The organism is Pseudofrankia saprophytica (assembly GCF_000235425.2).
Taxonomy (GTDB): Bacteria; Actinomycetota; Actinomycetes; order Frankiales; family Frankiaceae; genus Pseudofrankia; species Pseudofrankia saprophytica.
In genome coordinates this window covers 1,522,000-1,545,252 of sequence record NZ_KI912266.1, presented here as the reverse complement: position 1 = coordinate 1,545,252, position 23,253 = coordinate 1,522,000, and the positions used below count along the sequence as shown (strand labels likewise).

The window sequence follows — 23,253 nt, the reverse complement described above, 5'->3', positions numbered from 1 at the left end:
CTGATGGATCCATCCCAGCCGAACGAGCTCGTCCTGCTGCTGGTGAAAATCGGTTACCTGACGTTGCTCTGGGCGTTCGTCCTGCTGGCGGTCCGCGCGGTGCGGGCGGACCTGCTCGGCCCGACGCGCCGACAGGCGCGTCGTGGCGCTCTCGACGGAGCGGGCGGTCGCGGCCCCGCCCCGCGAGGGCCGGCGAGGCCGCGGCCGGCTCAGCCACGGGGGGGCGTCCAGGTCCCGCCACCACTGAACGCGCCCAATGCATACCCGCCAAGCAAGCTTGTGGTCACAAAGGGTCCCCTCGCGGGCACCGTGATCCCACTAACCGGCGAACCGATCACCATCGGACGCGCGCCAGACTCGACGCTGGTTCTCGACGATGACTTCGCGTCCGGTCGACATGCGAGACTCGTCCATCACGACGGCCGATGGTTCGTCGAAGATCTCAACTCGACCAATGGAACGTTTCTCGAACACACGAAAGTGACCACGCCCATGCCGGTATCCCTCGGCGCGCCGGTCAGGATCGGCAAGACGGTCCTGGAGTTCCGCCGGTGAGCCTTCGGCTTCACTACGCGATCCGCTCGGACGTCGGCCACGTCCGAGAGGGAAACGAGGACTCGGCCTACGCCGGTCCCTACCTGCTTGCCGTCGCCGACGGCATGGGTGGTCACGCCGCCGGTGAGGTGGCGAGCTCGACGGTCGTGTCGGCGCTCGCCGACCTGGATACCGAGATCGACGCCGACGACCTCCTCGAGGCCCTCGTCGCCGCCATGCACGACGCGAACGCGCAGCTGCGCGCGATGTCCGCCCGGGACGGGACGCTCGACGGGATGGGCACCACGGTCACCGCGCTGCTCGCCTCCGGCGACCAGCTCGGCGTGCTGCATGTCGGCGACTCGCGCTGCTACCTCCTGCGCGACGAGGTACTGAGCCAGGTCACCCATGACCACACGCTGGTACAGGACCTCGTCGACCAGGGCCGGATAACCCCGGAGCAGGCGAACACCCATCCGCAGCGTTCGCTGCTCATGCGCGCGCTCGACGGCCGGGAGGTCGAACCGGACCTCACGGTGCGCCAGATCCGGGTCGGTGACCGCTATCTGCTGTGCAGCGACGGCCTGTCCGGCGTCGTCAGCGGCGAGACGATCCTCGAGGCCCTGCTCGGGACGACCCCGCGGGACGCCGTGGACCGTCTGGTCGAGCTGGCGCTGAAGGGCGGCGGTCCGGACAACATCACGGTCGTCGTCGCGGACGTCGTCGACGACGACGAGCCGATCGAGGGCGCGCTGGTCGCCGGCGCCGCCGCCGAGAAGGGCACGGTCCCCGGCGCGACCGCCGCGCGGGTCGGCCCGAACCCCCGTAACCCGGACACCGACTCCGCGGCCGCCAAGGCCGCGCGGATCGGGCGAGGCGCCCAGCGCGGCGGCCTGTCGGCCGAGGACTTCGCCGAAGGGACCGGGCGGGGCCGCGGCAAGCGGCGCCTCATCGTCATCGGCGCGACGGTCGTCGTGCTGCTGGTCGTCACCGCCGTGGCGGGCCTGGCGTGGATGCGCGACCAGTACTACGTCGGCGTCCACGAGGGCAAGGTCGCGATCTTTCAGGGCGTCCCGAGCCTCGGCGCGCTAGCCAACGTCAAGACCACCTTCGGCCCGATCTCCGAGATCGCGGAGCCGCAACGCAGCGCCGTGCAGTCCGGTGTGCGCGTGGACAGCCTCGCCGACGCAGAGGCCAAGGTCCGTGACCTGCCGAAGAACCCGAGCACCGACACCAAGGAACCGAACTCGTCGGCGTCCCCGACCCCGACACCGAGCGCGTCGGTGACAGGTCCGGGCGTCGTGGACCCGAACGCGGCGGCGGCCACCGCGTCCGCGTGCGCCGCCGACCCCGTCAACTGCCTGAACGCGTCCGCTTCGTCCCGATGAGTTTGCCGCCTCGCCGGCAATGGTCCGCGAACCTCACGGCAGCCTTCGCCCGCGTCCCGTCGCCACAGGGGGTAGAGCTACCCCCTTACCGGCGGAGCGAGCTGGTTCTGCTGGTGGCCGCGGGCATTCTGACGACCGCGGCGCTCTCCGCGCTGACGCTGGCGCATGACGGCCATCTGACCTACCACATCGCCACGTACGCGCTCGGGTTCTACGTCTTGTGGGGCTTTGTCCACCTGGCGATGCGCCGGTTCGCGCCGGCCGCCGATCCGCTGCTGATGCCGCTGTGCGCGGCGCTCAACGGGCTCGGCCTCGTCATGATCTACCGGCTGGACCTGGCCAGGTCCGACGCCGCGAAGCAGGCCGGACGCGCCATCCCCCCCAGCGCGGCGCACACCCAGGTCATCTGGACCGCGCTGACGGCCATCGTGTTCGTGGTGGTGCTGGCGCTGGTGCGCAACCACAGCACGCTCGCCCGCTACACCTTCACCGCGGGCCTGGCCGGCCTGGTGTTCCTGCTGCTGCCGGTGCTGCCTGGCATCGGTGCGACGATCAACGGGGCCAGGCTGTGGCTGCAGGTCGGCCCGTTCTCCTTCCAGCCGAGCGAGATCTCGAAGATCCTGCTGGCCATCTTCTTCGCCGGCTACCTGCGGACCTTCGGCGCGCTGATGTCGGCGCACGTGGTGACGAAGGCGCGCAGGCGCTCGGCCGGCAACGCCGCCGCCGCCCTCACCGGCGCGATCAGGCGGCTGCGGCCGGGGGCACACGGACCGGGCGAGCAGGCGGCGCCGGCCGGCGTCAGTGACTCGAGCGGCACATACACCGGCGTCATCAGCCGGGTGTGGTCGAAGGGGCCGCGCTTCTACGTGCCGGCGATCCTCACCTGGGTCGCCGGGCTCGGCGTCCTGGTCATCGAGCGTGACCTGGGTTCATCGCTGCTGTTCTTCGGGATGTTCCTGGTCGTCCTCTACGTGGCCAGCGAGCGGGCCCGGTTCGTCGTCGTGGGCCTCAGCCTGTTCATCGCCGCGGCCCTCGCCGCCTACCACCTGTTCAGCCATGTGCAGGTGCGGGTGGACATCTGGCTGCACGCGTTCGACGGGACGAACCCGAGCAACAAGTCCTACCAGCTGGTCCAGGGCCTCTACGGCTTCGCCGCGGGCGGGATCACCGGTACCGGCCTCGGCCGGGGCCATCCGAACAAGGTGCCGTTCGCGAACACCGACTTCATCATGGCCAGCCTCGGCGAGGAGCTGGGGCTCACCGGGGTCATGGCGATCCTGGTGATGTACCTGCTGATCGTCGTGCGCGGGATGCGGATCGCGCTGACCACCCCGGACCCGTTCGGGAAGCTGCTCGCCACCGCGCTGGCCGCGACGCTGGGCATCCAGGTCTTCGTGCAGGTCGGTGGCGTGATGCGGCTGATCCCGCTGACCGGTGTGACGCTGCCCTTCGTCTCCTACGGTGGGTCGTCCCTGGTCGCGAACGCAGCGATCATCGCCCTGCTGCTGCGGATCAGCGATACGGTCCGCCGCCGCCAGGCGGAGGCGCAGGACGTCCTGGAGGTCGAGCCCGACCAGATCGCGAACGTGCAGACCGAGATCGTCCGCAGGGTCGACGTCCAGGAGGTCCAAGCGATCCAGGAGGTTCCGGAGACCCAGGAGACCCATGAGCCAGCCGAGTAGTCCGGGCGACGCCCGGCGGTCCGGCCCGGACCAGCGCGCCGCCCACATGAACCGGCCGATCCGACGGGTCATGCTGGTCTGCGGCGCGCTGTTCGCCGGCCTGCTCGTCAACGCGAACTGGGTACAGGTCGGCGAGCAGCACAGTCTCAAGCAGGAGCCGACGAACAGCCGTGAGATCGCCGCCCGCCTGGACCGCCAGCGCGGGATGATCCTCGCCGGCTCCACCACGATCGCGTCGTCCAAGCCCGTGGACGACGAGTTCAAGTACCTGCGTCAGTACGCGGACGGCTCGCTCTACGCGCCGCTGACCGGCTACTACACGCTCTACAGTGCGACCGGCCTGGAGCAGTCGGAGAACCTTTTCCTCAGCGGTGACGACGACCGGCTGCTGGCCAGCCGGGTGAGCTCGTTGTTCTCCGGCTCGGACCGCAAGGGCGGTTCGGTGATCACCACGATCGACCCGGCGATCCAGCAGGCCGCCTCGCAGGCGCTTGCGGGCCGCAAGGGCGCGGTGGTCGCGATCGACCCGCGCACCGGCGCGGTCCTCGCCATGGTGACGGCGCCGACGTACGACCCGAACTCGCTCGCCGGCCACGATGTGAACGCCGTCCAGCAGCAGTACAACACCCTCAGCGGCGACGACGACGATCCGCTGCTGAACCGGGCCGCGCAGCAGACCTACCCGCCCGGCTCCACCTTCAAGATCATCACTTCCGCCGCGGCGCTCTCGACCGGCAACTACTCCCCGGACTCGGTCATCCCGGCGCCGGACCGGCTACCGCTGCCGCAGAGCACCGTCGAGCTGCCGAACTTCGGCGGTGAGCGGTGTGGCAACGGCCAGACCGACACCCTGATCCACGCCCTGACGATCTCCTGCAACACCGCGTTCGCGCAGCTCGGCATGGACCTCGGGGGCGACAAGCTGCGGGAGCAGGCCGACGCGTTCGGCTTCGACACCACGATCGACGGGTTCGAGCTGCCGCAGGCCAAGAGCGTCTTCCCGGACTCCCTGGACAAGCCGGAGACCGCGCAGTCCGCGATCGGCCAGTTCAACGTGCGGGTCACCCCGCTGCAGATGGCACAGGTGGTCGCGGCGATCGCGAACGACGGGCGGATGATGAAGCCGTATGTCGTCCAGGAGCTTCAGGGGCCAGACCTCAAGCGGATTGCCCAAACCAAACCGAAGGAACTCGGCCAGCCCATCAGCTCTCAGGTGGCCGACCAGCTGACTACCATGATGCAGTCCGTGGTCACGTCAGGCACTGGCCGGAAAGCACAGATCAGCGGCGTGTCGGTCGCAGGCAAGACCGGTACAGCCGAACATGGGGCGAACGAGCCGCCACACGCGTGGTTCGTTGGCTTCGCCCCAGCCGAAAACCCCACCATCGCCATCGCGGTCGTCGTCGAGGACGGCGGCGGGGAAGTCGGGACCGGCGGCGCCATCGCTGCCCCGATCGCGCAGAAGGTCATGCAGACCGCATTGGACGTTCGAGGATGAACAACCCGTCGGGTCAGCCCGCCCACCAGCCAGCCCAGCCGTTCGCCGGAGCCGTTCCGCCGAACACCGTTCTCGACAACCGCTACCGCCTCGACGGCCGGATCGCCACCGGCGGCATGGGCGAGGTGTGGCGGGGCGTCGACCAGACCCTCGGCCGCCCGGTCGCGGTCAAGCTGCTGCGCCCGGAGTACGCCAGCGACGAGTCCTTCCTCGTCCGCTTCCGCGGCGAGGCCCGCCATGCCGCCCGGCTCTCGCATCCGGGCATCGCCTCCGTCTACGACTACGGCGAGGTGGCGACGGTCGACGACCACCCGACGGCCTACCTGGTGATGGAGCTCGTCGAGGGCGAGCCGCTGTCGGCGGTGCTGCACCGGGAGAAACGGCTCTCGCCCGAGCGGATGCTCGACGTCCTCGGCCAGTCGGCGGACGCGCTGGAGGCCGCGCACGCGCTCAACATCGTGCACCGGGACATCAAGCCGGGCAACCTGCTGATCCGCCCCGACGGCGTGGTCAAGGTCACCGACTTCGGCATCGCGCGGGCCGTCGACGCGGCCCCGCTGACCGCGACCGGGATCATGATGGGCACGGCGTACTACGTCTCGCCCGAGCAGGCGTCCGGGCGCCCGGTCACCCCGGCCAGCGACGTGTACTCGCTGGGCGTCGTCGCCTACGAGTGCCTGGCCGGGCGCCGGCCGTTCGACGACCGCAACCCGATCGTCGTCGTCATGGCGCACCAGCAGGACACCCCGCCGCCGCTGCCGGCGGACGTGCCGTACCAGGTGCGCTCGCTGGTCGAGCAGGCGATGGCGAAGAACCCGGCCCGCCGGCCGTCGTCGGCCGGCGCGTTCGCGCGCAGCGCCGCCGGCATCCGCCGCGAGCTGTTCGCCTCCGAGCCGCGCTGGGCCTCCGGCGCCGGCGTGAGCCCCGACCTGACGGCGCGGCACCCCGCCCCCTCCGGACCGCCGCCGCGCGGCCGGAACAGGGCGCCCTCCTGGGTCGCCGACGGCCCCGCCGGAGGCCCGGGAGCGGCCTACCCTGGCGCACGGCCCGGCTACGCCGGTGCGGGTGGCACCGGGCGAGGCACCCCCAGCCCGGCGGGGGCACCCCAGCCGGGGGCCACCGCCTACCAGCCGGGCGCGACGGGTTACCAGCCAGGTGCGACGGGTTATCAGCCGGGTGCCGCCGCCGGCCAGCCGGGCGCGACGGCCTATCAGCCGGGCGGCGGCTACCAGCGCGGCGGGACCGGCTATCAGCAGGGCGCCAGCGGCTACCAGCCCGCCGCCGCGCCGGCCGGCTACCAGCAGGAGCAGCCAGGACACTCCGCCTACCAGCCGTCCCCGACGGCTTACCAGCCGACCGCCGGCGGCTCCTGGCCGCCGGGCGAAGCCGACGATCAGCTCGCCGAGACCGGGCTCGCCGCGGCGCATCCCGCGGCCGACGCCGAGGACGCCGAGCCGGGCGGCTGGCAGCCGGGCGGCCGGGCAGCGGGCGGCCGGGCGGCCAACCGCCGGGCCGGCGCGGCGGGCAGGCGCCGGCGCCGGCTGACCCTGCCGGTGCTGATCGTGCTGCTGTTGCTCACAGTGGCTGTCACCGCGCTCATCACCCGCTCCCTCGCCGGCTCGGGCGGTTCTTCGCACGCAGCGGCCTCCGTCACACAGGCGGTGACGACCGGTCCCAGTGGTGGTGGGATCGTCGTCGGGGAGGGAATCGCTGGTGTCTGATGTGACGGAGATGTACGGAACGGACCCACGCATGATCGGCGGCCGGTACGAGCTGGGCGCCGGCATCGGCTACGGCGGCATGGCGGAGGTCTACCGCGGCCGCGACATCCGGCTGGGCCGGGACGTGGCCGTCAAGGTGCTGCGCTCGGACCTCGCGCGCGACCCGAACTTCCTCAAGCGCTTCCAGCGGGAGGCGCAGTCCGCCGCCGGTCTCAACCACCCGGCGATCGTGTCGACCTACGACACAGGCGAGGACGTCATCAACGGCGTCCATCTGCCGTACATCGTGATGGAGTTCATCGAGGGACGCACGCTGCGCGAGGTGCTCCAGCAGGAGGGGCCGTTCCCCGAGCGCCGGGCGATGGAGATCACCTCCGACATCTGCGCCGCGCTCGACTACAGCCACCGTCTGGGCATCATCCACCGGGACATCAAGCCGGCGAACGTGATGCTCAGCCCGGACGGCTCGATCAAGGTGATGGACTTCGGCATCGCCAAGGCCAACAACGCGACCTCGTCGACGATGACGGCCACGCAGGCCGTCATCGGCACCGCGCAGTACCTCTCCCCCGAACAGGCCCGCGGCGCCAAGGTCGACGCGCGCAGCGACGTCTACTCGACCGGCGTGCTGCTCTACGAGCTGCTCACCGGCGAGCCGCCGTTCCGCGGCGACAACCCGGTCGCCGTCGCCTACCAGCACGTCCGGGAGCTGCCCGACCCGCCGTCGCGGCGCAACCCGCAGCTGTCCGCCACGGCGGACGCGGTGACGCTCAAGGCGCTGGAGAAGGAGCCGGACGACCGGTACGGAAGCGCCGGCGAGATGCGTGACGACCTCGAGCGCGCGCTGTCCGGCCGGCGGGTCTTCGCGCAGCTGCCGTCGCCGCGGCCGGCCGGCGGCGGGACCGGCGCCGCGGCGGCCACCCAGCTGGCCCCGGGCGGCTACGGCGACGACTACCGCGGCGGCACCGGCCCCCGCTACGGCGACACCGGGTACCGCGACACCGGGTACCGCGAGACGGGCTACCGCGACACCGGCTACGACGACCAGACCGGTCCCTACCCGACCGGGGGCTACGGCGGCGGCTACGACGACGACCAGCACACGCGGATCGGCGGCTACCCCGGCCGCTACGACGACGAGTTCGACCGGGCCGGCGCCCCCAGCGGCCCCGGCCGCTACGGCGCGGGGGGCGGTCCGGCCGGGCCGGAGCCCAGCCGCGGCTCCAACGCGTGGAAGTGGGTCCTCGCCGGGCTCGCGGTCGTGCTCACCTTCGTCGTCGTGTCGCTGGTAGCCACGTCGCTGCTCGGCGACAAGAAGGGCAACGACGGCGACACGGCGAGCACCGGCCAGGCGACGATCCCACAGGGCCTGCAGGGCCAGCCGCAGAAGGTGGTGGAGGCCCGGCTGAACGAGCTGGGCTTCACCAACATCACGATCGAGCAGAACAAGACGGCCGACGCTCCGAAGGACGGGAGCAACCCCGTCGCCAAGGTCGACCCGGCCGAGGGCAGCACGATCGACAAGACCGCGAAGATCACCCTGACGGTCGCGATCCCGACGGACTCGGTCGACATCCCGGACGTGACCGGCAAGGGCAGGAACGACGCGGTGAACATCCTGACGCAGGCGGGCTTCCAACCCGATGTCCAGGACTTCATCGGCCAGGCCACCCACAAGGCGGGCACGGTGGAGAAGACCGACCCGCCCGGCGGCCAGGCGGCCCCCCAGGGCAGCAAGATCACGATCTACGTAGTCAGCTCGAAGATCAACATCGGTGACTACACGGGCCAGCAGGCGGGCACCGCCCAGTCGGAGCTGGAGAAGCTCGGCCTCAGGGTCACGATCACCGAGCGAGCCCTCGCCGACCAGCCGGCGGGCACCGTCCTCGACCAGAGCCCGAAGAACGCGACCGTCAACCGCGGCGACACGATCACCCTGTTCGTCGCGGCGCAGACCGCCCCCACCGAGACGGCCTCGCCGACGGTGAAGCCGACCACCAAGCCGCCCACCAGCGAGCCACCGACCACGCCGCCGCCCACCACGCCCGACGGCGGCACCGGGGCGCCCACCACCGGCGCCGGCGGGAACGGGTAGCGACGTGCGCATCCTGGTCGTCGACAACTACGACTCGTTCGTGTTCAACCTCGTCCAGTACCTCGGGCAGCTCGAGGCGGAGTGCCTGGTCCGCCGCAACGACGAGGTGGACCCGGTGCTCGTCGGCGAGCTCGGGGTGGACGGCGTGCTGCTCTCCCCCGGTCCCGGCACGCCGGAGGCGGCCGGCGTCACCATCCCGATGGTGACGGCCGCCGCGTCGGCCGGCCTGCCCGTGTTCGGCGTCTGCCTGGGGCACCAGGCGATCGGCGTCGCGTTCGGCGCGACCGTCGACCGCGCGCCCGAGCTGCTGCACGGCAAGACCTCGGTCGTCCACCATGACGGCGCCGGGGTGCTCGCGGACCTGCCGAACCCGTTCATCGCGACCCGCTACCACTCGCTCGCGGTGGAGGAGTCCACGCTGCCCGCGGAGATCGAGGTCACCGCGCGGACGGACAGCGGCGTGGTGATGGCCATGCGGCACCGGACGCTGCCGATCGAGGGGGTCCAGTTCCACCCCGAGTCGGTGCTCACCCAGGGCGGCCACCTGATGCTCGCCCGCTGGCTGGACTCCTGCGGTGACGGCGGTGCCGCGCTGCGGCTGGCGCCGGCCCTGTCCACCGAGGTGGAGACCCTCCGCGAGGCCGCCTTCGCCTGAGCCCGCGCCACCCCGCTGCCTGGCTAGCCGGGCAGCGGGGTGGCGTAGTGGGCGCTGGGCAGGTCCGCGGCGGGGAACGTGGCGTTCCCGACCCTCTCCATGCGGTAGCCGAGGTCATAGGCGGCGACGTACTGGCGATACAGGACCACGTCGGGGTCGTCCTCGAGAGCCGCGACGAGGCGGTCCTGGTCGCCGATCGCTGAGATCGCGAACGGCGGGGCGTAGACGCCACCCTCCAGCCGCAGCGTGTTCCCGACGCACCGGACGGCGGTGCGCGCGGTCACCCGTATCCCCATGATCGTCATGGCTCGCGCCCCGCCGGCCCAGAGCGCGTTGACCACCGCCTGCACGTCCTGCTGGTGCACGACGAGGTCGTCCGCGACCGGCGGCCGGAACCGGGGGTCCCACGGCCCGGCGCGCCGCTCCCGCGGGGTGTCGTCCAGCGTCACCGTCACCGCGGGTCCGTGGGCCTCGGTCAGGCCCGCGCGTTCCAGCGCGCCGGCTGGCGACGCGGGTGCGGCGCCGGTCGGGCCGGCGGCGGTGGGCGACGCGTCCGGGCCGTTCGCGCGTAGCTGGGTGAGCCGGCCGCGCGCTCGGTCCACGCCAGCCTGGTCGGCGGCGGCGACGGCCGCGAGGCCGCTCCCGTAGGCGCTCAGACCGCTGGTCGCGGACGCGCTCCTGTCGCCGGCCTCGTCCCTGCTCCCTGCGGCGAGCGCGACGACCAGGCCGGCGAGCACGGCGCCGAGCATCCCCGCCAGCGCGCGCCGTGAGCGGGCACCCGGCGGGCGCGGCCGCCGCGCCCGCCGCCCCGTCCATCCCACACGCGCCACCCTCCTACGGTCGGGACAGCCGCGTCCACCTTGCCCGCCGGCACCGGCGGACTGGCCGCCCGACCGGACGGACCTGGAACACGTCGATAAGGGCCAAGCCCTCACATAGCCAGTCGGCGGGGGTGGGAGGGTAGCCTTCTCGCAGTGTTTGTGTAGCCCCCGACGAGGAGAACCTTCCGTGCCCGAGTCGCGACGTCGCAAGCCGAAGAAGTCCACCTCGGCCCGTCCCAGCACGACCGTCGCCGCGAAGCGCAGGGCGCCGTCGCCGCGCTGGTTCGGCGGGATGATCCTTGCGTTCTTTCTGATCGGGATCGCCTACCTGCTGACGTACTACTTCTCCAACGGTGGCGTTCTGGGGATGGAGTCGTTGGGCGGCTGGAACATCCTGATTGGATTTGGTTTTGTGGTAATTGGCCTGGGCGTGGCCACTCAGTGGCACTAGCCGTGCCATCCGCCCGAAGTCGGTAAACGTCCGGCGCCACGACCCCACAGGTCGTGGCGCCGGTGAAGTTGCACGGCCGAGATTTATCCACAACCGTTGTCCACATGTGTGGATAGAGGTCCACCAGAACAACGGAGCACAAAGTATCGACTTGGTTACCTGATGTGACGGGCCTGGATCCTGGCCACCGTCTCATCCGGGTCCTCGACGCCGACGATGAAACGCTCGAACTCGCTGCCGGCGGCGAGCTCGACGACGACCGCCGGCCGTCTGCGATAGATGGCGACGAAGTCCTTGCCGCCGCGGTGTCGCCAGGTACCGATCGCGATCACCCCCGGCACCCCCGTCCCAGGGGCGCGGATGCCGCGCAGCTCGCCGAACGGGTGCGGCGAGACACGCACGGCGGCGATCTCGTCGAGCGCCGCCGACACATCCCCGCGCAGCGCCGCGAGCCGCTCCTTCTGGCTGAGAACGACCTCGACCCGCCCGCCCGCGACCTCCACCTTCGCCACGCCCCCATGCTAGAAGCTGTGTTTCTGGTTCGCTCCGTCCGGGCGGCGCGCTCCGGCCCCGTACTCGCTTCGCTCCCACGGGACCTCCGCGCGCCGTCCTCCTCCGCTCACGGGCGCTCCGGCGACCTCCGCTGCGGCCCAACCACGTTCGCTTCGCTCCGTGGCCGGGCCTCCGCGGAGGCGCGCCTCCGCGCCGCACGGTCACCTACCGCTGAACGTCACGCACCCGGAGCAGGCTCGTCCGTAAGGCCACTTCGCTGCGCTCGTGAGGTGGCTGAACAGTGGCGAAGACCGCCACGAGCGCAGCGAGGTGCCATACGAGCGCTGTGGTTTCGGTTGGTGACGGCACAGCGGCACGCAACCGAGCTGGCGCGGAGGCGCGCCTCCGCGGAGGCATCCCTACGAGCGCAGCGAGGTAGGGGTGCCGCAGCGGAGGTCGCCGCAGCGCACGTGAGCGGAGGAGGACACGGCGCGGAGGTCCCGTGGGAGCGAAGCGAGCACGGGGCCGGAGCGCCGTGCCCGCACGGAGCGAACCAGAAACAGAGCGCCGTGCCCGCACGGAGCGAACCAGGCAATACAGCCCGCACGGAGCGGGCCAGGCAACTAGGTCGAGGGGGACGGCCGGGCGTAGGCCTCGGCGTCCTCGGCGCGGATGACGTACATCACCGCGGTGATCAGCGCCAGGTGGGTGAAGGCCTGCGGGAAGTTGCCCAGGTGACGCCCGGTCGCCGGGTCGACCTCCTCGGCGAACAGGTCCAGCGGGCTCGCCATGGACAGCAGGCGCTCGCACAGCTGCCGGCCGCGGTGCAGCTCGCCGATCTCCACCAGCGCGGACACCAGCCAGAACGAGCAGATCATGAAGGCGCCCTCCTCGCCGCCCACGCCGTCGTCGGTCTCGTCCGTGCGGTAGCGCAGCACGAGCCCGTCGACGGTCAGCTCGTCGGAGATCGCCAGCACGGTGGCCTTGACCCGGTCGTCGGAGGCGGGCAGGAAGCCGAGCAGCGGCACGAGCAGGGCGGACGCGTCGAGCGACTTCGACCCGTAGTACTGGGTGAAGACGCCTCGTTCGTCGACGCCGTGCGCGCAGACGTCGGCGTGGATCTCCTCGGCGATGGTCTTCCAGCGGGCCGCGGACTTCAGGTCGCCGCGCATCTGCGCGAGCCGGCGGCCCCGGTCGAGCGCGACCCAGCACATCACCTTCGACGTGGTGAAGTGCCTGGGTTCGCCGCGCACCTCCCAGATGCCGCGGTCCGGCTCCCGCCAGTGGGTGGCCGCGGACTCGACCAGCCGGACGAGCACCGGCCACAGCCGCTCGGAGAGGTAGTCCCGCGACTTGGTGTGCAAATAGACCGAGTCGAGCACGGTGCCCCACACGTCGTGCTGACGCTGCTTGTAGGCGTCGTTCCCGACGCGCACCGGGATGGCCCCGTCATAGCCGGACAGGTGCCCGAGCACCCGTTCCTGCAGGTCGGACTCGCCGCCAACCCGGTACATCACCTGGATGTCGCCGTTCTCCTCGCAGACGTCGGCGATGAAGGAGAAGAAGTCGTTCGCCTCGTAGTCCAGCCCGAGCGTGTACAGGCCCCACAGCGCGAACGTCGAGTCGCGGATCCAGCTGTACCGGTAGTCCCAGTTGCGCTGGCCCTGGGGGGTCTCCGGCAGCGAGGTGGTCGCGGCGGCGAGCAGCGCGCCGGTCGGGGCGTAGGTCAGGCCCTTGAGGGCGAGCGCGCTGCGCTGCAGGTGCCGCCGCCAGGGATGGTCGGGGAACATCCCGCGCGAGAGCCACTGCCGCCAGAACTCGGTGGTCGACTCGACAGCCGCCATGGCCTGCGCGTAGGTCGCGGGCAGCATCGGCTCGTGCGCCCGCCAGGTGAGCGCCACGAACGCCGCGTCGCCCTCCTTGAGGGTGGTGCGCACCAGGGCACGGCGACCGTCGAAACCGAGCCGCAGGTCGGTGCGCAGCCGCAGCGTGAGGCCGGTGCGGGCGTTGGAGATGACCCCGGACGAGTAGCCTTCGCCCTCGTACTCCCAGGACTCGGGCTGGCGGCCGTAGTCGAAGTTCGGCTCGCAGACGAGGCTCAGGTCGACCTCACCGTGCTCGCAGCGCGCCGTGCGCAGCAGCACGTGCTCGGCGTCCCAGTCCATCGGGGTGCGCCGCAGGGTCTTGGACCGGGCCGCGGTGCGGTGCCAGCGGCCGACGACCAGGCAGTCGGTGACGATCAACCAGCCGTTCGGCGTCTGCCAGGTCGTCTCCACGATGTTGGTGCCGGGCAGGTAGCGCCGGCCAGCCGGGATCATGATTCGTTCGGGACCGAACCGGAACCCGCCGGCCGAGCGGTCCAGGATCGAGCCGAACACGCTGGGGGCGTCCGGGCGCGGCGCGCACATCCACTCGACGTTCCCGCTGGGCGCCACCAGGCACGACGTCTCGCAGTCCGACAGGAACGCGTACTCGGCGATCGGCGGGAACGGGCTGCCCCCGAGCCGACGCGTCGGTGAGTGTGCCACCGCGACCCCCGCCTTCCGGGGCCCGCGGTGGCACCGGGGAAGAACCCTCTGCGCCTCGCGTGGCCCGTCCGCTACCTGGTCCGGAACGGGCCCCGGCGACCCGTCCGCCCACCGGGACCTCACGACCCCGAGCCATCGCTCATTGTATCGACGATGGGAGCGCATAGTAATCATGCGTCGGTCGCCGCGGCCGGCTCCCTCCCGACCCGGGCGATTCCGGGCGACTTCGCGCAGAAAACCGGCATCGCGATCGGGGGGAAGCCCTCATTCACGGCGGTGAGACACGCGGCTAATCTGACCCCGCGCACGGTGAGGGGACCGCATGCTCGGCCGTACCCATTGGGTCGACTACCCGCCGAGGTAGCAGGAATGCCTATATCGCACTCATTCCTGCCCAGGCATGGCGTCACGGCCGGCCCCACTCGTGGTCATCACTGGCTGTGCGTCCGCTGTCCCGGCGACGTTCGGATCCGTGCCCCGGATGCCGCCGACCCGTGTTCGGTCCCGCCATCGGGCCGCGTCCAGGGGCCTTCCCGTGGCCCGCGCGCCCGCTGTCGACGAACAGGGTGTTCCGACCACGGTGTCCGCCGCCCCGGCTGGTGGCCACCGACGCGCAAACACTGAAAGGTGATGACATGACGTCCACCGGGCCCATGCTCGCCAGAAGGCACGGCGGCAGCATTCCCATACCCGTGACGATCCCGGCCCGCTCCAACGGCCGGGATCGAGGCCTCGTCGACGGCCCCGTCCGTGGCGCCCAGCCGGCACGCCCGACGGGCCTCCCGGCCGTCAGCCTGCTCAGGTCCGCCAGCCCGTCGCGAACGGCCGAACCCCTCGGACCGGCCGGCCCGGCGTGGGTCTCGAACCTCATCGGTTCGCCCGGCTCGTTCTGGCAGGGCGGGCAGGACGAGTCGATGCGGCCCGTCGGGCCACGGCGTCCGGTCGAGCAGACCGGTCCGGACGGCGGCCTCACCGTCCCGATCCCCACCGAGTTCCACCCAGAGGGGGACCTCAACGAGCTCCCCACCCCGGGTGGAATCCACGACGCGCTGCTCGGCGGCACCTCCCACCGCCGGGTGGACCGGCAATGGGCGCTGCGGATCCTGCTGGAGTGGCCGGAGGCGCCCGCCGCCGCCCACGCGTCCAAGGAGTTCCTCGTTCAGGCGGTGAGGTTCGCCGCCCGCAATGGCGTGCGCCAGTTCCTCGCCCTCAGCGGCGGCGCGTACGCCGCCGACCCGGTCCACGAGATCGCCTGCGCCGTCGCGCCGGAAAGCCGGACGGTCTACGTGGAGCCGCGTTCGCAGACAATGACCCGCGTCGCGTCGAACGTCCCGGCGGAGTTGGCCACCGTCGTGCGAGCCGACCCCACCCGCCCGGCCGAGGTGCTGGCGCACCGGGGCGTACGCGCCCGGCTGGACGTCACCCGCCCGATCGCCCTGCTGGTCGTGCCCGGGATGCCGCACATCGCCGATCACGAGGACCTACGCGCCGTGCTGCTCGGCTACCGGGAGGCGACGGCCCGGGGCAGCTTGCTGATCTTCTCCCAGCTCTGCGACGAAGGCTCCGCGCGCGGTCTGCGCTGGGTCCTCACCCAGGCCGGACTGCCCGGCAGTCCCCGGCCGCACGCGCAGGCCGTCGACGTCGTCAGCACCTGGGAGCCGATCGAACCGGGCCTGGTCCCGGCCGAGGAGTGGCACGCGCCCGACGAGTGTTCCCGCCCGCACTTCGGCCGGCTTCCCGTGTACGCCTCGATCGGCTGGCACTGACGACCTCACCGCGCCTGGCCTCACCGCGCCTGGCCTCCGTCGCGATCGGCTGAGGATCAGCCGCCGGTCATGGACGTCAGGCTCTGGGAGTTCAGCACCGCGGCGACCAGTAGCACCGCCACGACGGCGCCGGTGCCCAGAGCCTGCAGGGCCACGCGGCGCGACGGCACATAGGCGTAGAGCAGGCCCAGCAGCAACCCGGTGCCGAGGCCGCCGAGGTGGCCCCACTTGTCGATGCCAGAGATCGTGAACGTGATCACCAGGTTGATGCCGACCACGATGAGGATCTGGTTCGTGTTCAGCCGCAGCCGGCGCGCGATCAGGTAATAGGCGGCGAAGAACCCGAAGATCGCCGTGGACGCGCCGTAGGAGAACGTCCGCTCGCCGGACATCAGGTAGCTGAGCGTGTTACCGCCGATCGCGCAGGCGAAGAACAGCGCGAGGTACCGCGCCCGGCCCAGGACCGCCTCGAGCTGCGTCCCGAGCAGGAACAGCGCGTACATGTTGAACAGGATGTGCAGGACGCTGCCGTGCAGGAACGCGGCGGTGACCAGTCGCCAGTACTCGTCGTCCAAGGCGATCTTGACGCCGATCAGCGAGTAGTCGATGGTGAACTGGTTGATCCGACTGGTGCCCGTCAGCCCGGGCACACCCTGCAGCACATAGGCGACCAGGCACAGGCCGATGAGGATCTTCGTGACCAGGCCCGACGAGGCCTGGGCGCGGCCACCGAGCGCGGTGCGGGGCTGCCGCTGCGGCCTCGGCGAGGCGCCCTGCTCCTCCGGGCAGTGGAAGCCGACCGAGGCCGGGCGCATGCAGTCGGGGCAGATCGGCCGGCCACAGCGCTGGCAGAAGACGTACGCCTCCCGCTCCGGATGGCGATAGCAGCGCGTCTGCTGCCCGGAGGGCCCGGAGCCCGGAGCCTGCCCGGCGTTACCCCCACCGCCCGGCCGTGCGCCCTGGCCGGGACCGCCCTGGGCGGGACCGTCTGGCGCGGCGCCATCAACCCTCGGCGCGCCCCAGGACACCTGAGCGGGCGGCGGCCCGGGCGGCGTCCCCCAGCCGGGATGCCCGTGCTGCCCGGGTGACGCGGCCGGCGCGGACTCGGCGGGCGGCTCCCCGGCACCGGTCGGACGAGCCCAAGGGGAGCGCTCGTCGCCCGCGGTCGGCGCGCCGTGGCCGGGACCCGCGTCGCCGGTGCCTGATGCCGCCCGCCCAGAGCCGGCTGCCGGCTCGGGCTCGATGCCCTGCGCCGTCACCAGCGCCACCCCCTCCGGGCCAGCCGGCCCGCGATCCTGTCCGTCCGAGCTTCTCGGCCTGTCCAGTGTGGTCCAGTTCAGGGCCTCCGGTCGCGCGAGGCCTCACCCGGCGCCGCTGGGCGAGCCTCGGCCGCGTCCGCCGAGCTCCCAGCCGAGGTCTGCCCCGGGGAGGTGGGCCGTGGTCATGGCCCACCTCCCCGGCCGTGCGGCGAGCTAGGCGGGGCGGCGCTCGATGGCGATCTTCTCGATCACCACGTCGGTGCGCGGCCGGTCCTGCGGGCCGGTCGGGGTCTTGCTGATGGCGTCGACGACCTCGGTGCCGCGGGTGACCTCGCCGAAGATGGTGTGCTTGCGGTTCAGCCAGTCGGTCGGGCCGACGGTGATGAAGAACTGCGAGCCGTTCGTGCCGGGGCCGGCGTTCGCCATGGCCAGCAGGTACGGCCGGTCGAACGACAGGTCCGGGTGGAACTCGTCGGCGAACTTGTAGCCCGGGCCGCCGCGGCCGCTGCCGAGCGGGTCGCCGCCCTGAAGCATGAAGTTCGGGATGACGCGGTGGAAGATCGTGCCGTCGTAGAGCGGGGTGCCGGTCTTCTTCTCGCCGGTGCTCGGGTCGGTCCATTCCTGCTCACCCGTGGCGAGACCGACGAAGTTGCGGACGGTCTTCGGAGCGTGATCCGGGAACAGCCGGATCTCGATGTCGCCCTGAGTCGTCCGCAGCGTCGCGTACAGCTCCTCGGCCATGTGTCTCTCTTCTCTTCATGTCGCGGGCCGCCTGGCCCGCGCCGGATTGGCGTCACCGGCCGCATACCCAACCGGAAGACGGCTGCGCGCCACGCGACGTTCCCGCGAGGCACGACGTGCTGTCCCTGGGGCAGCGACTCCCTGGTGTCGGCTCGGCTCGGCGCGGCCGAGCGCAAGGCTCGACATCGGGGCTCGCCCGCGGGCGTTGTTCGCGGGCTCGAACGGGCTGACCCGGATCAGGGAACCGCGGCCGGCCCAGCCCGGCACGGCTGCCCCGAGCTGGCCGCGCCGAGGACGATCGTATGTGCCGCTCGCCCACCTCGGACGCGGCGCCCGATCACAGGGCGCCGCTCCCCGCCCGCCACCCGGCCCGCGCCGGCGCCGGCACCCGCCGCCGACCGAGTCGGGATCAGCATGCCTGGCCGCCGATGTCCGGCGAAGCCGGCCGACCGGGCGGTGGGCGCGACAGAAGCGGGCCGAGGCGCGAGAGTGCTACCAGCACTACGCAGCGTGAAAGTGATGTTTGGCGGTGGTCAGGGGACATCCCCGGGGCGGACATCGCTGGCCCGGGCTCCCGCCACGACGCCGGCCCGCCCGGCGCCGGACCTCCAGATCGGCTTCGCCGATCCGGCAGGAACCCCGGTACCGACCGGCGGAGGCCAGGCGGCGAGCGGGCGGTAGCCAGGTCGCCCCACCACGCCAAGAGGCAACGCCAGGAGAGGGAGACCGATGGGTAGCAGTATGCGGAACCGGCTCTCACGCGTCACCGAGGCGGCGCCGGGCGACGCGAGGCGAGGCCGGGACGCACGCGGCCAGGAGCGGGGCGGCCTGATGCGCCGCCTGCGCCCCGACAGCGTGGTCGAGCAGCGGTCCGGCCGCGGCCACGAGGGCGGCGGCCCCATGGCGGGCCTGCTCGGGGCGTCGCACCTGCTCGGCGGCGCCGGCTCGGGTGCCCCCGGCAGGGCGGGGATCCGGGGCGCCTTCGGCGAGGACGGGCAGCGATCGGCCGGTCTCCAGCTGGCCGCCCGCGGCGCCGCGGGCCGGGCTGGCTCGGCGGTCACCGGCGCGGCCGGGATGGCCGCCCGTGCCGGGCAGTCGGCGGCCTCGGCGACCCGGGACGCCAGCACCACGCTGGCTCACCGGATGTCGGACGTCTCCACCCGCATGTCGGAGCGGTCCGAGCGGGCGTCGGAGCATTCCGACGCCGACCTGGACTGGGCGGCAAGCCGGCTCGGCGAGCGGCCGAGGCGCGAGCGCGGGCGGTCCTGGGACGAGCCGCGCGACCAGCCATCCTGGGAGACGCCCGGCCAGCGGCCGTGGAGCGAGCCGGCCGGCGGCGGCCGGACGGGCCGGACGGCCCGGCTGGGTCGGCGGCGGGAGCTGATGATGCCCGGCGAGGAGCTGGCAGGGCGCGTCGAGGACCGGCCCCGCCGGATGCCGACGCGTGGCCAGCCGTGGGACCAGGATGGCCTCCGGGAGCGGCTTCCGGCCGATGGCGGGCAGCGCTGGGAGCAGCCCGGCGGGCGCGGGCGGGGCGTGGGCCGGCGCGAGGAGCAGGGCCGGCGCGTGGCGCAGGGCGAGCGGATGCGCGCCGGCGACCGTTCCTGGCGGGAGCAGGGCGGCGAGCCGCCCCGGTGGGCACTGCCGGAAGGGCTGTCCTGGGAGGAGCTCACCAGGGGGCAGGCCCGGGTGCACGGCGTGTCCAAGCGGCAGCAGCGGCGGATCGAGAAGGCCCAGGGCGCGGCCGACGACCTGACCCAGCGTGCCTATGAGGCGAGCGAACGGGCCATGCGGCATGGCCACTCGCGCCGGGCGCGCCGGTCGGAGCACAAGGCGACGACGCAGGCCGACCGTGCCCAGCGCGCGCTGGAGCAGCACCTCGTCCGCGCCGAGCGCCGGATGGCCCAGTCGCACCAGCGCCGTCGGCGTGGGTTGGGACTGCTGCTCCTGGCCGGCGCGGGAGCCGGCGCCGCCGTGGCCGCCCGCCGATTCCTGGGGCAGCAGGGCGTCAACCAGCCGGCCATGCCGCGCGAGGAGCAGGCCGGCCAGCGGCCGATGCCGACGACTCCCGGCGGGTTCCCCGGCACCGACCGGCTGTCGGAGCGGATGGCGAGCGATGCCACCTCCGGTCGGATGGAGGAGATGCCCGGCGTCGACACGCTGAGCGATCCGTCGACGTCCCGTCGTTTCTGAGGACCTGGAGTCTCTGAAGAACTGGAGTCTCTGAGGACTGGACAGGAAGCGACCCTCGCGGCTCCCGCCGCGAGGGTCGCTTCTGTCGTGTGTGCCAGGTGCCGGGGGCCACTACGTCCGTACGTCTGGGGTCAGTGCTTCTGGGGCACCTTGGGGATCGCGACCACCGGCAGGTCGCCAATCCGGTAGGCGGCGGGGGCGTCCGCCGGGACGACGGGATGACGCGGCGCCACCGGGTCGATCTGGCGATACGGCGCGCCCAGCGGGGGACGTGGGTCGGAGTCACCCTTGTTCGGCCACAGCGACATGGCGCGCTCCGCCTGTGCGGTGATCGTCAGCGACGGGTTCACCCCCAGGTTCGCGCAGACGGCGGCACCGTCCGCGATGTGCAGCCCGGGGTGCCCGAACACCCGCTGGTAAGCGTCGACGACCCCGCGCTCGGGGCTGTCCCCGATGGGCGCTCCGCCCAGGATGTGCGCCGTCAGCGGGATGTTCGCGATCTCGGTTATCGAGCCGGCCGGGTGGCCGCCGATCCTGGCGGCGACCCGCCTGGTCGCCTCGTTGCCCGCGGGGATCCAGGTCGGGTTCGGCTGGCCGTGGCCCTGGCGGCTGGTCAGCCAGCTGGTCCGCAGCGGGCCGCGGCGGCGGCGCACGACCAGCGAGTTGTCCTGGGACTGCATCACCAGAACGATCATCGTCCGCTCCGACCACCGCCACGGCAGCCCGGCCGCGACGGCCAGGTGCGGCCGGCGCAGGCAGGCGCCGAGGAACCGTGCCCACCGCGGCAGCCGCCCGCCGCCGTCGGTCATCGGGGCGCCCAGCGGCGCCAGCACGTTGCTCCCGCGGCCGTAGCGGACTGGTTCGACGTGGGTGTACGGGTTCGGGTAGAAGCTGGACGTGATCGCGACACCACGCGTGATCCGCTCGTCCGGCCGCAGCCTCATCGCGCCGAGGATGGCCTCCGAGTTCGTCCTGGTCAGGTGACCGAGGCGGTCCGACAGGCCTGGTAGCTGGCCGCCGTCGCGCATCGCGTGCAGCAGCCGCTGGGTGCCGAGCGCGCCGGCCGCGAACACCACCTGCCCGGCTCGCCAGCGGCGCTGCCGCCGCCGAGCCTTCGCCCGGCCCCAGGCCGTGACCGTCGGCCAGGCACCGGTCGGCTCGCCGACCACCTCGTAGCCGCCGCCCGGCAGCGGCGTCACCGAACTGACGGTGGTGTCGGCGACGATCGTGACGCCAAGTCGCTCCGCCAGGTACAGGTAGTTGCGGTCGAGGGTGTTCTTGGCGTTGTGCCGGCAGCCGCTCATGCACTCGCCGCACTGCAGGCAGCCCACTCGCCGCGGGCCGACACCGCCAAAGTACGGGTCGTCGGCGGGCTCGCCCGGTGCCGGCCGCCCGTCCGGGCCGAAGTACACGCCCACGTCGGCCAGCTGGAAGGTGTCGCCGACGCCCATCTCCTCGGCGACCGTCTGGAACACCTGGTCGGCGTAGGTGGTCGTCGGGTTACGGACGACGCCGAGCATCCGCTCGGCCTGGTCGTAGTACGGCGCCAGCTCGGCCCGCCAGTCGGTCAGGCCCGCCCACTGCGGATCGGCGTAGAACGGCTCCAGCGGGCGGTACAGCGTGTTCGCGTAGACCACCGAGCCGCCGCCGACCGCGGCGCCCGAGAGCACCAGCACCCGGCCGAGCAGGGTGATCTTCTGGATACCGTGGCAGCCGAGCCGCGGCAGCCAGAGGTAGCGCCGGATGTCCATGCTGGTCCGGGGCAGCGGGGCGACCACGTCGCCACGAGAACGCCGCTTCTCCGGCGCATCGCCACCAGCCGCGGGCCCCTGGCCAACGCCGCTGCCACCGTCAGGGTGCTCTTCGCTGGTGGCGCCGGAGGCCTTTGGCGGCGCCTGGCCGAAGGCGCCACCAGAATGCCTTTCGCTGGTGGCGCCGGAGGCCTTTGGAGGCGCCGTGTAGCGGCGGCCGGCCTCGACGACCGTCACGCGGTAGCCCTTCTCGGCCAGGCGCAGCGCGGTCACGCTGCCGCCGAACCCGCTCCCGACGACCAGGACATCCACATCGAAACCGCCGGTTTCGTCAGGTTCGAGACCTGAGCTGGCGTTGCCCATGGCTCCATCATGTCGCCCGGGCCGGCGGCCGGCAGACGAGCCGACCGGGAGAGTCAGGAGGCGCGTGCCCGGGCGAGCAGGGCCGCCTGCTCGGCGCCGACGGCGGCGGCCCGCTCGATCTCGGCCAGGTCGGGCAGCGCGGACGCCGCCCCGTCCCCGCCGGGTTCCGACCGGTCGGAGGTGGCCCGCGGCGCGGGTGTCACCGCGCGCCAGGACCGGCAGGCGCCGCACGGGCACTCGACGCTGGTTCTCGGCAGATGCTTGAGCCGCCAGGTGAGGCCGTCGGCGGGACTGTCGGAGCCGACCTTCACCCCGCCGACCACCAGGTGGACGAGGTGCGTGGCGAGCGTGGGCGCCGACCAGCCGCCTTCGTTGAGGATGTCGGTGAGCGGCCCCACGCAGTCGGCGAAGGCGTCCGGTTCACAACGCATCGCGCTGGCCAGGGTGACGACCACCTGCCCCGCCGCCTCGGCCACGGGGTCGCGCGGCACCTGGACCACCGGCTCGGCAGGCGCGGGCGGTTCGACGGGCGCGGGCGGTTCGACGGGCGCGGTCAGGTCCGAGGCCGACACGGCGGCCGCCCTGGTCTGCGCCGAGGGCGACGTGTCCACCAAGGGCGACATGTCCACCGCCGGCGGACCGCCAACGTGCGCGCCGTCCGCCAGCGGCCCGCCGACGGGTGGGGAGCCACCGCCCACCGGCGCGGATGAGACATCTTCGGAACCCGCGTCCCCGGCGACGGCATCCGCCGGCCCGACGTTTCCGGGCCGGGCACTCACCGGCTCCGCGTATGCGGCGTACGGGGACGAAGAGTCCGAGCGGGCGGCCTCCCTGACCGCGTAACCCCAGTCCTGGCCGGCGACAGGCGAGGAGGTGGGCGCGGTGGGCCTGAGCCCGGCGGTGGAGGCGGGCCGCGCCGGCCTGGTCACGGCGGGCAGCGTGGTCAACGGCGTCCAGCGCGGCGGGACCGGCCGGCGGCCGGCTGCGCCGGTCAGCAGCTCGAGCGCGTCGGGAATGAGGTTCGGCGGCAGCCTGTCCCCATCCTCGGCGAAGTCCTGGCGGGAGGCCGAAGCGTTCGGGCGCGCGCCGAGGCGCGTCAGCGTGCCGGCGATCCGGGCCCGCCCCCGCTCGCTCGAGGCGGACCGAGGTGGCCGCGGGCGCCCGCCCGCCCGTCGGCGTACCCGGCCGCCGGCGTTGGCCGCCGGGGCGCCGGCCACGCCGGCCAGAGGTTCGGCGTCCGCCATGGGGTCGGCGTCCGCCTCGGCGATCGCCGCCGCTTCGCCCTGCTCCTCCTGACGGGCCGCCGCTGGGCGGC

Annotated in this window: 17 protein-coding genes; 10 read left to right on the top strand and 7 right to left on the bottom strand. The window is 72.8% G+C overall.

All coding sequences use genetic code 11. The features are described 5' to 3' along the window. The first annotated feature begins 3 nt into the window (after positions 1-3). From FRCN3DRAFT_RS0206690 to FRCN3DRAFT_RS0206660, 7 genes are read left to right on the top strand one after another with little or no spacing between them, the layout of a single operon-like run. On the top strand, positions 4-555 hold the full coding sequence (locus FRCN3DRAFT_RS0206690; RefSeq protein ID WP_007518069.1) for an FHA domain-containing protein FhaB/FipA: 552 nt from the start codon (positions 4-6) through the stop codon (positions 553-555). Beyond that, the gene (locus FRCN3DRAFT_RS0206685; RefSeq protein ID WP_007518071.1) at positions 552-1,922 is read left to right on the top strand and encodes a PP2C family protein-serine/threonine phosphatase; all 1,371 of its coding nucleotides are present in this window, start codon (positions 552-554) and stop codon (positions 1,920-1,922) included. The genes FRCN3DRAFT_RS0206690 and FRCN3DRAFT_RS0206685 overlap by 4 nt, the downstream gene beginning before the upstream one ends. Next, complete coding sequence (locus FRCN3DRAFT_RS55955; protein WP_007518073.1) at positions 1,919-3,604, top strand: FtsW/RodA/SpoVE family cell cycle protein; 1,686 nt, start codon at positions 1,919-1,921, stop codon at positions 3,602-3,604. The genes FRCN3DRAFT_RS0206685 and FRCN3DRAFT_RS55955 overlap by 4 nt, the downstream gene beginning before the upstream one ends. A gap of 46 nt (positions 3,605-3,650) precedes the next feature. Continuing rightward, the gene (locus tag FRCN3DRAFT_RS0206675) at positions 3,651-5,102 is read left to right on the top strand and encodes a peptidoglycan D,D-transpeptidase FtsI family protein (RefSeq protein WP_027140322.1); all 1,452 of its coding nucleotides are present in this window, start codon (positions 3,651-3,653) and stop codon (positions 5,100-5,102) included. Continuing rightward, positions 5,099-6,823 carry a serine/threonine-protein kinase gene (locus FRCN3DRAFT_RS0206670; protein WP_027140321.1) on the top strand — a complete coding sequence of 575 codons (1,725 nt, stop codon included), beginning with the start codon at positions 5,099-5,101 and terminating at the stop codon, positions 6,821-6,823. Before FRCN3DRAFT_RS0206675 ends, FRCN3DRAFT_RS0206670 begins: the two co-directional genes overlap by 4 nt. Beyond that, complete coding sequence (pknB, locus tag FRCN3DRAFT_RS0206665; RefSeq protein WP_007519346.1) at positions 6,816-8,918, top strand: Stk1 family PASTA domain-containing Ser/Thr kinase; 2,103 nt, start codon at positions 6,816-6,818, stop codon at positions 8,916-8,918. Before FRCN3DRAFT_RS0206670 ends, pknB begins: the two co-directional genes overlap by 8 nt. Before the next feature lie 4 nt (positions 8,919-8,922). After that, the gene (locus FRCN3DRAFT_RS0206660; protein ID WP_007519348.1) at positions 8,923-9,573 is read left to right on the top strand and encodes an aminodeoxychorismate/anthranilate synthase component II; all 651 of its coding nucleotides are present in this window, start codon (positions 8,923-8,925) and stop codon (positions 9,571-9,573) included. 23 nt (positions 9,574-9,596) lie between these two features. Here the strand turns inward: FRCN3DRAFT_RS0206660 and FRCN3DRAFT_RS0206655 are convergent, their stop codons facing one another. Then, entirely contained in the window at positions 9,597-10,403 is an 807-nt protein-coding gene (locus FRCN3DRAFT_RS0206655) for a DUF881 domain-containing protein (RefSeq protein WP_232793947.1), read from the bottom strand. 178 nt (positions 10,404-10,581) lie between these two features. On the opposite strand from FRCN3DRAFT_RS0206655, the gene FRCN3DRAFT_RS0206650 reads away from it, so the two are divergent. Further along, positions 10,582-10,845, top strand: coding sequence for a cell division protein CrgA (locus tag FRCN3DRAFT_RS0206650; RefSeq protein ID WP_007519351.1), 264 nt, complete (start codon positions 10,582-10,584; stop codon positions 10,843-10,845). A 155-nt stretch (positions 10,846-11,000) separates the two neighbouring features. Here the strand turns inward: FRCN3DRAFT_RS0206650 and FRCN3DRAFT_RS0206645 are convergent, their stop codons facing one another. Together FRCN3DRAFT_RS0206645 and FRCN3DRAFT_RS0206640 are read right to left on the bottom strand one after the other, a co-directional pair. Beyond that, complete coding sequence (locus FRCN3DRAFT_RS0206645) at positions 11,001-11,357, bottom strand: hypothetical protein (protein WP_027140320.1); 357 nt, start codon at positions 11,355-11,357, stop codon at positions 11,001-11,003. 603 nt (positions 11,358-11,960) lie between these two features. Next, complete coding sequence (locus FRCN3DRAFT_RS0206640; protein WP_007519355.1) at positions 11,961-13,865, bottom strand: glycoside hydrolase family 15 protein; 1,905 nt, start codon at positions 13,863-13,865, stop codon at positions 11,961-11,963. A 635-nt stretch (positions 13,866-14,500) separates the two neighbouring features. On the opposite strand from FRCN3DRAFT_RS0206640, the gene FRCN3DRAFT_RS0206635 reads away from it, so the two are divergent. Next, positions 14,501-15,631, top strand: a complete 1,131-nt coding sequence (locus FRCN3DRAFT_RS0206635; RefSeq protein ID WP_007519357.1) for an SAM-dependent methyltransferase — start codon at positions 14,501-14,503, stop codon at positions 15,629-15,631. A 56-nt stretch (positions 15,632-15,687) separates the two neighbouring features. Here the strand turns inward: FRCN3DRAFT_RS0206635 and FRCN3DRAFT_RS51090 are convergent, their stop codons facing one another. Together FRCN3DRAFT_RS51090 and FRCN3DRAFT_RS0206625 are read right to left on the bottom strand one after the other, a co-directional pair. Next, a complete protein-coding gene (locus FRCN3DRAFT_RS51090) occupies positions 15,688-16,890 on the bottom strand; it encodes a rhomboid family intramembrane serine protease (protein ID WP_007519360.1) in 1,203 nt (400 codons plus the stop codon). 213 nt (positions 16,891-17,103) lie between these two features. Then, a complete protein-coding gene (locus FRCN3DRAFT_RS0206625) occupies positions 17,104-17,631 on the bottom strand; it encodes a peptidylprolyl isomerase (protein WP_007519362.1) in 528 nt (175 codons plus the stop codon). A 729-nt stretch (positions 17,632-18,360) separates the two neighbouring features. Here FRCN3DRAFT_RS0206625 and FRCN3DRAFT_RS49245 point away from each other — a divergent pair. Further along, positions 18,361-19,824 carry a hypothetical protein gene (locus tag FRCN3DRAFT_RS49245; RefSeq protein WP_007519363.1) on the top strand — a complete coding sequence of 488 codons (1,464 nt, stop codon included), beginning with the start codon at positions 18,361-18,363 and terminating at the stop codon, positions 19,822-19,824. Positions 19,825-19,955: 131 nt separating this feature from the next. Here the strand turns inward: FRCN3DRAFT_RS49245 and FRCN3DRAFT_RS43000 are convergent, their stop codons facing one another. After that, complete coding sequence (locus tag FRCN3DRAFT_RS43000) at positions 19,956-21,938, bottom strand: GMC oxidoreductase (RefSeq protein WP_051466162.1); 1,983 nt, start codon at positions 21,936-21,938, stop codon at positions 19,956-19,958. Positions 21,939-21,991: 53 nt separating this feature from the next. Beyond that, positions 21,992-23,253 (bottom strand): hypothetical protein (locus tag FRCN3DRAFT_RS42995; RefSeq protein WP_007519367.1); only part of this gene is annotated, 1,262 nt, incomplete at its 5' end.